General features: G+C 47.4%; 10 protein-coding genes. All 10 read right to left on the minus strand.

Annotation, left to right across the window (positions count from 1 at the left end; all coding sequences use genetic code 11):
* Positions 1-12 precede the first annotated feature (12 nt).
* Positions 13-600, minus strand: a complete 588-nt coding sequence (locus tag FGQ85_RS13060) for a DUF1788 domain-containing protein (protein ID WP_138373667.1) — start codon at positions 598-600, stop codon at positions 13-15.
* A gap of 9 nt (positions 601-609) precedes the next feature.
* On the minus strand, positions 610-1,230 hold the full coding sequence (locus FGQ85_RS13065; RefSeq protein WP_138373668.1) for a DUF1819 family protein: 621 nt from the start codon (positions 1,228-1,230) through the stop codon (positions 610-612).
* A gap of 69 nt (positions 1,231-1,299) precedes the next feature.
* A complete protein-coding gene (locus tag FGQ85_RS13070) occupies positions 1,300-1,512 on the minus strand; it encodes a helix-turn-helix transcriptional regulator (RefSeq protein WP_072526147.1) in 213 nt (70 codons plus the stop codon).
* Positions 1,513-1,750: 238 nt separating this feature from the next.
* On the minus strand, positions 1,751-2,032 hold the full coding sequence (locus FGQ85_RS13075; protein ID WP_138373669.1) for a hypothetical protein: 282 nt from the start codon (positions 2,030-2,032) through the stop codon (positions 1,751-1,753).
* Position 2,033: 1 nt separating this feature from the next.
* The gene (locus tag FGQ85_RS13080) at positions 2,034-3,005 is read right to left on the minus strand and encodes a ParB N-terminal domain-containing protein (RefSeq protein ID WP_138373670.1); all 972 of its coding nucleotides are present in this window, start codon (positions 3,003-3,005) and stop codon (positions 2,034-2,036) included.
* Positions 2,992-3,780 carry an AAA family ATPase gene (locus FGQ85_RS13085; protein ID WP_138373671.1) on the minus strand — a complete coding sequence of 263 codons (789 nt, stop codon included), beginning with the start codon at positions 3,778-3,780 and terminating at the stop codon, positions 2,992-2,994. The genes FGQ85_RS13080 and FGQ85_RS13085 overlap by 14 nt, the downstream gene beginning before the upstream one ends.
* Before the next feature lie 39 nt (positions 3,781-3,819).
* Positions 3,820-4,065, minus strand: a complete 246-nt coding sequence (locus FGQ85_RS13090) for a SymE family type I addiction module toxin (RefSeq protein ID WP_138373672.1) — start codon at positions 4,063-4,065, stop codon at positions 3,820-3,822.
* 211 nt (positions 4,066-4,276) lie between these two features.
* Positions 4,277-5,719, minus strand: coding sequence for a 23S rRNA (uracil(1939)-C(5))-methyltransferase RlmD (gene rlmD, locus FGQ85_RS13095; protein WP_138373673.1), 1,443 nt, complete (start codon positions 5,717-5,719; stop codon positions 4,277-4,279).
* An 85-nt stretch (positions 5,720-5,804) separates the two neighbouring features.
* Complete coding sequence (locus FGQ85_RS13100) at positions 5,805-6,053, minus strand: DUF4366 domain-containing protein (RefSeq protein ID WP_087168437.1); 249 nt, start codon at positions 6,051-6,053, stop codon at positions 5,805-5,807.
* 240 nt (positions 6,054-6,293) lie between these two features.
* The gene (gene pcrA, locus FGQ85_RS13105) at positions 6,294-8,534 is read right to left on the minus strand and encodes a DNA helicase PcrA (RefSeq protein WP_138373674.1); all 2,241 of its coding nucleotides are present in this window, start codon (positions 8,532-8,534) and stop codon (positions 6,294-6,296) included.
* Between the last annotated feature and the right edge of the window lie 177 nt (positions 8,535-8,711).

The following is an 8,711-nucleotide window of genomic DNA, read 5'->3' on the forward strand; positions in this document are numbered from 1 at the left end:
TGTCAGTACCTCCTACAATACATGATTATTGGAACCATCAATTCCAATAATATTGAATGCGCGGTAATATGGATTCGGTTCCAGCTTATCGAACAAACGCACAAATCTTCCGTCATACGTTCCCGGATACATCACCAGAATCGGGATATCCGGAAATTCAGGCTGCAATGCTTCCAGAAGGGAATGGATCCTCATAAACGGAAAAACCTCCCCCACGCCGGTCAGAAGCAGCACATCCCCCGGTTCATGCGGTTCATACTGCATCTTCACCACAAAGCTCTTATTATTGGCAAACTTCTGCAGATTATGGAACAGAAACTCTTTTCCTTTCTTTCCTTCCATCTGCACTGCCTTTTCCGTAATACGCTTATCATCACAGATAGACAAGAATACCTTGTACAGATTTCGCTCAATCAAATGGCAGTCCAGAGACTGGTCTACAATCAGCTGCTCCGTAAAATGCCTGACGATCATTTCATCCTGGGCATCATAACAGAAAATACGAATATTCACCTCATTGCTGAGTCCCTTACCTTCCAGGAACTCCGGCTTCTGTATCTCTAATTTCAGATTATCCAATCTTTCGTTTATGTTGTTCATGTTCTCCTCCTATGAAAAGCAATTGAACGCCGCCAGTGCTCTGTCGTCGTTGTTGCTTCTTATGGCATTCTCCAGCACTGGATTCAGCCATACCGGATTAATGTGATCTGCCTTGATGTCATCCAGATACTCATTCTCCGTAAGCACCCGGATCAAAATCTGCCGGATTTTCTTCATCGTACTCTCACTCCATCCAGCCACGTAATCATCCTGTTCCTGAAGCTGCATGAAAAAAACATTCACATCCATCTGGCTGAAGGAGAAATTCTGCATCCGGTATTTCTCACCGATCACCGTGATCATAAAATCCCATACCAAACGATACTGTTTCATCATCGCATATAAACAGATTTGCTTTGCTGTCTCCTGAGGCATTGCCGCAACTGCCGCTATCAGGCTTTCATCCTGAAGGCCATGCAGACGCCGGATACAAGTCTTAGCCATTTGTCGGATGGATTTCTCTGTGGGGTATTGGAACAGATTATCCTCTACGATCCGTTCCTCCACATCTGAATCACTTAACCCTTCCTCCATCAGTCTTGCAGCAGTCCGCATCTCATAAAACAAAAATTTCTCTCTTGTGATCTGGCCGCTTCCCTTATATGGGCTTGTCATCTGATTTCCCGCCATCCGCTGCTTACCTTCCTTACATTCCCATTCTAATTATTACAAGGTTGCTGTCCCATAAAAATCCCTGCTCTATTCCGGATCATCTTCAATAAAATCAATGATGTCCCCTACGTTACAGTGCAGTACCTGACATACCTTCATCAGCACTTCCGTACTTACCACTTCGCCCTTAGACATTTTTGTCATCGTAGCCCAGCTGATCCCCGCTTTCTGCTGCAGATCTTTCTTCATCATATCTTCATCGATCAGCTGCTTCCATAATTTTTTATAGCTTATTTTCATGCCGTACACCTCATGTCCGTCATCTTCAAATTCTTTTACTGGAACTAATTTATCAATCAATTTTCAGTATATCACAGCTCCTCAATTTTCACAACGAATAATCTTTAGTTTCTCAAGAATGAACATCAGCTAAAAGCGATAACAAGATATGAAATTAAAGACTTACTTTTCTCAATATCAGGCATAAAATCAGACAGCACCTCAGGCATCTCCTGCAGTGCTGTCTGCTAATACTTCATCATCTGCGGACCGGCCGCCGGCCGTTCAACTGGAACGCGTCATGGGCTTTGATCTGCTTTACCGCCCGGCTCAGCGTGCTGCTTTTACTGTGCAGATGATACGGCAGCTGTCCATTATGACGATGAAATATGATCACCGTTCCTTCTTCCGGATACTCCGGATTATGCAAATACCAGTAGTGGCCGGTATTTTTGCTCATCAATGTCAGATCATAGTCATTTGCCATAATAATGTTAAAATAGCCCCGATCCAATCCTTTTAATTCCCTCTCTGAAAACACTTCACACCGCCTTTCCAAAATACATTTTCAATGCTTTCTCCATGATTTCAGAAATATCCGCTTCTCCAACATCCGCCAGATACGTATTGTAAACTCCTGCGTCAATCCATATCCTGACTGTCTTCTTCTCAGCCCTGGATTTCTCGGGGCATCGGAATACATTCTCCGCTGCCTCCCGGTCAATCTTCCCGTTCTGTTTCCGGAGCTGCTCCGCCTGCTTGGGGCGAATCTTCTTGCCTTCCTGCTCCGCAACCTGACAGATCAGGTCCTGCTCTTCTTCATTCAGATAGGACAGATGGACCGCCGCCATAAAGGGCAGCCTTCCATCATCCACCTGTTCCTTAAACTCCGGAATCAGATGATTCAGGCGAATCAGCCGGGAAACAGAACTTCCTGACAGCTCATATTCCTTTCCAACGCTATCCCTGCTCCTCAACTTGTGGTCACTGTGACCACAAGTTGATTTCTGTGATGCGCCTTCCAGAGCAGCAATCTCTTTCAGAATATCATTCCGTTTCCCCTGACAGGAAATCTTCTCATGCCGTTCCTTCAACACTGCCGCCTTTTCTGACGGCAGGAGATCTGTAAAGGACCGCTGGATCAGGTTCGTCTCGATCACATAAACATACGCCTCTTCCTCTGTCAGCTTATCCTTCACGATAGCAGGAATCTCCTTCAATCCCGCCAGTTCGGCAGCATTTGCCCGGTTATGTCCGGCCAGCATCTCAAATCCCTTTTTTGTACGTCTTACGATCACCGGATTCAGGACTCCATGCACCCGGATGCTCTGCACCATATCATCCAGGCGTTCTCCCTCATACAACCGGAAAGGATGGTCATGAAACGGCGTGATCTTATCAATAGCAATCTGCAGAATACCATTTTCAGATACCGCCTTATCTACTGCCATGTCCTCCGTCAGCAAATCCAAGGCATCCTGGAATACCTTCCGTTTCGGGCTATTCGCCTTCATAACCTGCCACCTCCCTCGCCAGACTCCGGTACATCTCACATGCCTTGCTTCCCGGCGCATATTCCATCAACGGCTTACTGTAATAAATGGATTCCCCCACCTTGACCGTATTCGGGATCACGCTCTCAAAGATCCGGATCCGCCCTTCAAACACCTCCATCACCTGTTCCGTGATCACCTTGCAGAGATTTGTTCTGGCGTCACACATTGTCAACAAGATACCTGCAATCTGAAGCCTCTCATTCAGCCTACTCCGTACTTTTCTCACTGTCCGGATAAAATCCTGAAGCCCCATCATGGCCAGAAGCTGCGGATTGACGGTAATGATCACTTCATCTGCTGCGGCCAGCGCATTGATGGTCAACGATCCCAGCGAAGGGCACGTATCCACTATCACAAAGTCATACCGATCCCTGAGCGGCTCCAGGATACTTGCCAGCATCTTCTCTGCCCCCATCTCCATCCGCAGCCTGCTGTCCACAGCAGACAGCATCATGGATGACGGGATAAAATCCACACCATTTCTTCTCTGAATAAACTCCGCCGGACCCGGCTGTTTCTCATCTTCCAGCTGACTCATCATCAGATGCCCGATGGTCACCGGCACTGATCCCGGATCCTCAATCCCAAAACAGGTAGAAAGATTCGCCTGACTGTCAAAATCCACTGCCAGAACCTTTTTCCCCATCTCTGCCAGACAATAAGCCAGATTCCAGGAACTGGCAGTCTTGCCAACTCCCCCTTTAAACGATCCACACATCATAATCTTACCCATATCTTCTTTTCCTCCTTGACTCTGATTTTCTTATCATTCTCAGTTTCCGTATTTCTTCACGCCTTCCGCAACCATCTGGCTCACTCCGGTAATCGCCTGCCGCTCATCGGCTTCAGCCTTGGAAATCACCAGTTTCCCGTCCTCACACTTCACCACAATCGCATCATCAATCTCAAATCCCCAGTCCTTCAGCCACTGTCCCTTCAGCATGATAGACGGGATCGTCTTATACTGATAACCACTCTGTCCACAGACCTTCATATTTCTTACACTCTTCTTTGCCATAGAATTGACTCCTTTCAGATTTGATCAGACCTTAGAATTATTACAGACTTGCCTCCATCACCATTTTCAATTCTCTCTGCCCAATGGCATCACCTCCTCGAAGTTTCAACCACGCACCCAACGCAAAAAAGCTGCTGACACGTTTTTCTCTAACGCATCAACAGCTTCTCAACTTCGATTCCGTATACTATTTTCAATGGCAGACAGGCTTCTATTCTGCTTTTTCCTCATCCCTGATTCTGCGGTAATCTTCCATATCTATACCGATCTTTACCGTAGTATCAGGTTTTCGTTTGCCCAAGAGGCACACAGTCTCGACTTGCACCGTGCCCGGAAACAAATCCACGCAGCTTACCCGTTCCGGCACATACCCTTTCCCTGTCAGCAGTTCCAGATCTCTCGCCAGACTGGTCGGTTTACAGGAGATATAGACGATCCTCTCCGCCCCAAATCCAATGATCTTTTCCAGTGCTTTCGGATGTACGCCATCACGTGGTGGATCGAGGATAATCAGATCCGGCACTTCCTGCAGCTCATCGACTACTTTCAGTACGTCTCCGGCCCAGAAACTGCAGTTATCCAGTTCATTCAATGCCGCGTTTTCTCTTGCTGCCTCAACCGCTTCCTCGATGATCTCGACGCCGACCACTTTTTTGGCTACCGGTGCCGCGATCTGGGCGATGGTACCTGTTCCGCTGTACAGGTCAAAAACAACTTTGTCCTTCGTATCTCCGATATATTCCCGTGCAGTCTCATACAGTACCTCGGCCCCCAGAGAATTCGTCTGGAAAAAGGAGAACGGTGTAATCTTGAATTTCAGTCCCAGAAGTTCCTCGTAAAAGTAGTTCTGTCCGTACAGGATTTCTGTTCCTTCATCTTTCACCGCGTCAGCCAGGCTGTCATTTCTTGTATGCAGAATTCCCGCAAAGGTTCCTTTCAGCGGCAATGCCAGCAGTGCTTCTTTCCACCCACTCAGCAGAGCTTCTTCCCCTGTATAAGCGGATGTTGTAATCAGGTCCGCCAGAATCTCTCCTGTTTTTACCGCCTTTCTTACAAGCAGGTGGCGGAGATATCCGTCATGGCGCATCCGGTGATAGAACGGCACCTTCTGCTGTTCAAAATACTCTCTGGTGCATTCCAGAATCATCCGGAAATCCTCATCCACGATCCGGCAGTCGGAAACGGTCACAATATCGTGAAAGCTTCCCCTCTTGTGCATACCAAGAGCCAGCGGGCCGTCCTTATATTCATCGCCGAACGTAAATTCCATCTTATTTCGGTACGCTTCCCGCACCGGGCTTTCCTTGATTCCTTCAAATACTCCTTCCGGAATCCGGTCTTTCAAAAGTTCCCGTACCTGGGATTCTTTGAGTTCCAGCTGCTTTTCGTACGGAAGGCTCTGGTAGGAGCATCCTCCGCACTGTCCGAAATGTGGGCACGGCGACGGGATCTCGTCTTTCGATGTCTCAAGGACTTCCAGAAGCCGTCCTTCGGCTTTCCCTTTTCTCACTTTATTAACTGCCACTTTTACTTTCTGTTCCGGAATCACATGCTTCACGATGATATCCTGCTCTTCGCCTTCCACTTTCACAATTCCTTTGTTTGGAAATTTGACGCAGCAGACAGTTCCTTCATATATGGTTCCTTTTTTCATGGTTCTTCTCTCTCCTGTATTGATTCTCAAAAAAATAAGGCAGGAAGTTGATTTCCTACCCTATCTTCTCTTGCTTTTCCAAGTTTTACTCTACTTCATCTTCGTCATCGAAGAAGTCGTCGTCAAAATCGTCATCGAAATCTTCTTCAAAATCTTCCAGATAATCCGGTGTAAAGAATGAGTATACTGCGTAAGCAATCGCTGCTACCGCTGCTACGGCTCCAATAATCGCCAGTACCCAAACAATCACCTTTTTCGTATTATCTTCATCTTTTTTCTGTAATAATTCGCTTAATTTGGAAGCTGCCATAATCTCTTCAAACTTTCCGCTCATGCTCCCTCTCCTTTCCGATGTTGCCATCTCAACGCTTATTCTTTTTGGTAATTATACCACTATCATAGACAGAATGCCATCCTTTTATGTGAACTTTTCCTGATTTTGTCATTTTAAAGGGTGCTGTTCACACCATACTCAGAAGCACGACGAGTGCGCATGCGGACGGCGGTTTGGGGTGAACCGTACTTTTAAAATTACAATTCCCCATGCTCTTTTGTCCGTCTGTCTGATCTGCGCCTACTCAACCTTCTTGAGTCTCGCAAATGCCGCAAACATTTTTTTCACTCCGACCGTATCGAACTCGACCGTTACTTCGTAGTCCCGGCCGCCTTCTGTGATCGCTGTCACCAGTCCTTCACCGAACTTCATATGACGGACACGGTCTCCCACGTCATAACCCGGTCCTTCTCCGGAAGCCACCTTAAACTGTTGCACCGGCTTTTTGATACCGAATGCCTGAGAATGAAAAGCTGCTTTTGCCTTGGCGTAGGTCTGGTTTCTTGCAATCTCTATCTGCGGTTTTTCTTTGTGCAGCTCTTTGTGCCCGCCCAGAAGTTCTTCCGGAATCTCCCGTAAAAACCGGGAAGATTTGTTGTACTGGGTCTCGCCCCGTACCATCCTTCTCCTTGCACAGGTCAACGTCAGCTCTTTCATGGCTCTTGTAATACCGACGTAGCAAAGGCGTCTCTCCTCTTCCAGTTCCATCGGATCATCTGCTGTGATGGTCATATAACTTGGGAAGAGCCCGTCCTCCATTCCCGCCAGAAAGACATACGGGAATTCCAGTCCTTTTGCGCTGTGAAGAGTCATCAGAACGACATAATCGCTCTCCTCGTCCAGATTGTCGATATCAGCCACCAGCGCCACTTCCTCTAGGAATCCGGACAGCGTCGGCTGTTCTCCGGTCTGCTCACAGCTTTCCTCGTAGGATGCTACCTTGCTTTTTAATTCTTCCACGTTTTCGATCCGGCTTTCGGCGTCTTCCATATCGATCTCTTCGAGATAGCTTTCATAGTCCAGTGTCTCGATAATATCATTTAACAGGGCAAGCGGTGTCATCCGTCCTGCTTCCTCTTTGAAATGCTCGATCAGCGCGGTAAACGATTCCAGACGGGAAACGGCGCGTCCGATATTCGGAATCAGGTCCGCCGCCCGAAGTGCCTCATAAAATCCGATTTCTTTCTGGATAGCATACTCCTGCACCCGGTTGATAGAAGTCAGTCCGATTCCCCGTTTTGGCACATTGATAATCCTGCGTACTGCCAGATCGTCCCGCCCGTTTTCGATGGTACGGAGATAGGCAAGCAGATCCTTGATCTCCCGTCTTGCATAGAAGTTGACGCCTCCGATCACTTTATATGGAATGTTGGTGGAGACAAAGCGCTCTTCAAACATACGGGACTGTGCGTTAGTTCGGTACAGAACGGCACATTCATTATAGGAAGCGCCCTCTTCCTTGACTTTCTTCTGAATGGCTCCCGCAATATAGTCCGCCTCGTCGTAGGCATTGTCAAACTGACGGCAGACTAGCTTCTCCCCTTCCGGATTCTCGGTCCAGAGTGTCTTGTCCTTCCGGCCGTGATTGTTGCGGATTACGGCATTGGCCGCATTCAGGATGGTGGAGGTGGAACGGTAATTCTGCTCCAGCTTGATTACCACCGCATCCGGAAATTCCTCTTCAAAGTTCAGGATATTCTTGATATTGGCTCCCCGGAATTTATAAATGGACTGGTCGTCATCCCCTACCACACACAGATTCCGGTATTTGGATGACAGGATCTGGATCAGACGGAACTGCACCGTGTTCGTATCCTGATACTCGTCCACCATAATATAACGGAACCGCTCCTGATAATACTCCAGCACATCCGGCTGCGTCTGGAACAGCTGGACGGCCTTCACAAGCAGGTCATCAAAATCCAGCGCATTGTTAGCACGCAGCTGCTTTTCGTATTCCGCATAGACTTCGGCAATTTTCTTTCTGGAAAAATCGCCCTCTGCCTCAAGTCGGTACTCCTCAGGACTGATCATTTCATTCTTTGCGGAAGAAATCGCTGATAAAAGTGCCCGTTCTTTGTACATCTTCGTATCGATCTGGAGATAACGGCATACTTCCTTCATCAGCGACTTCTGATCGTCCGTGTCGTAAATCGTAAAGTTCGTATCATATCCGAGCCGGTCAATAAATCGTCTCAAAATCCGCACACAGGCAGAATGAAACGTGCTGACCCAGATACTCTCGGATCCGAATCCGACCAGCTGATCCACGCGTTCCCGCATTTCGCCCGCTGCTTTATTGGTAAATGTAATGGCGAGAATATTCCACGGGTTCACCCCTTTTTCTTCAATCAGATAGGCAATGCGGTGCGTCAGCACCCTCGTCTTTCCCGATCCGGCTCCCGCCAGAATCAGAACCGGTCCTTCTGTCTGATAGACCGCTTCTTTCTGCATATCATTCAATGAATCATAAATACTCATTTTCTATGTACTCCCATCTCTGTTCGTAGTTTTATCAGTATACCATACATCTGTTCGATATTTCAAGGTATTGGAAGATTCTTCTGGCCCAACCTTTCACGTTAGTGTATAATTATTATTGGCAAAAATAGGAATTTTTCCTAAATAAAAAGGGAAGCAGAGAAAATCCCTACTTCC

Origin of the sequence: Pseudoflavonifractor sp. BSD2780061688st1 E11, from assembly GCF_005844125.1 — a bacterium.
GTDB classification, from domain to species: domain Bacteria; phylum Bacillota; class Clostridia; order Lachnospirales; family Lachnospiraceae; genus Sellimonas; species Sellimonas catena.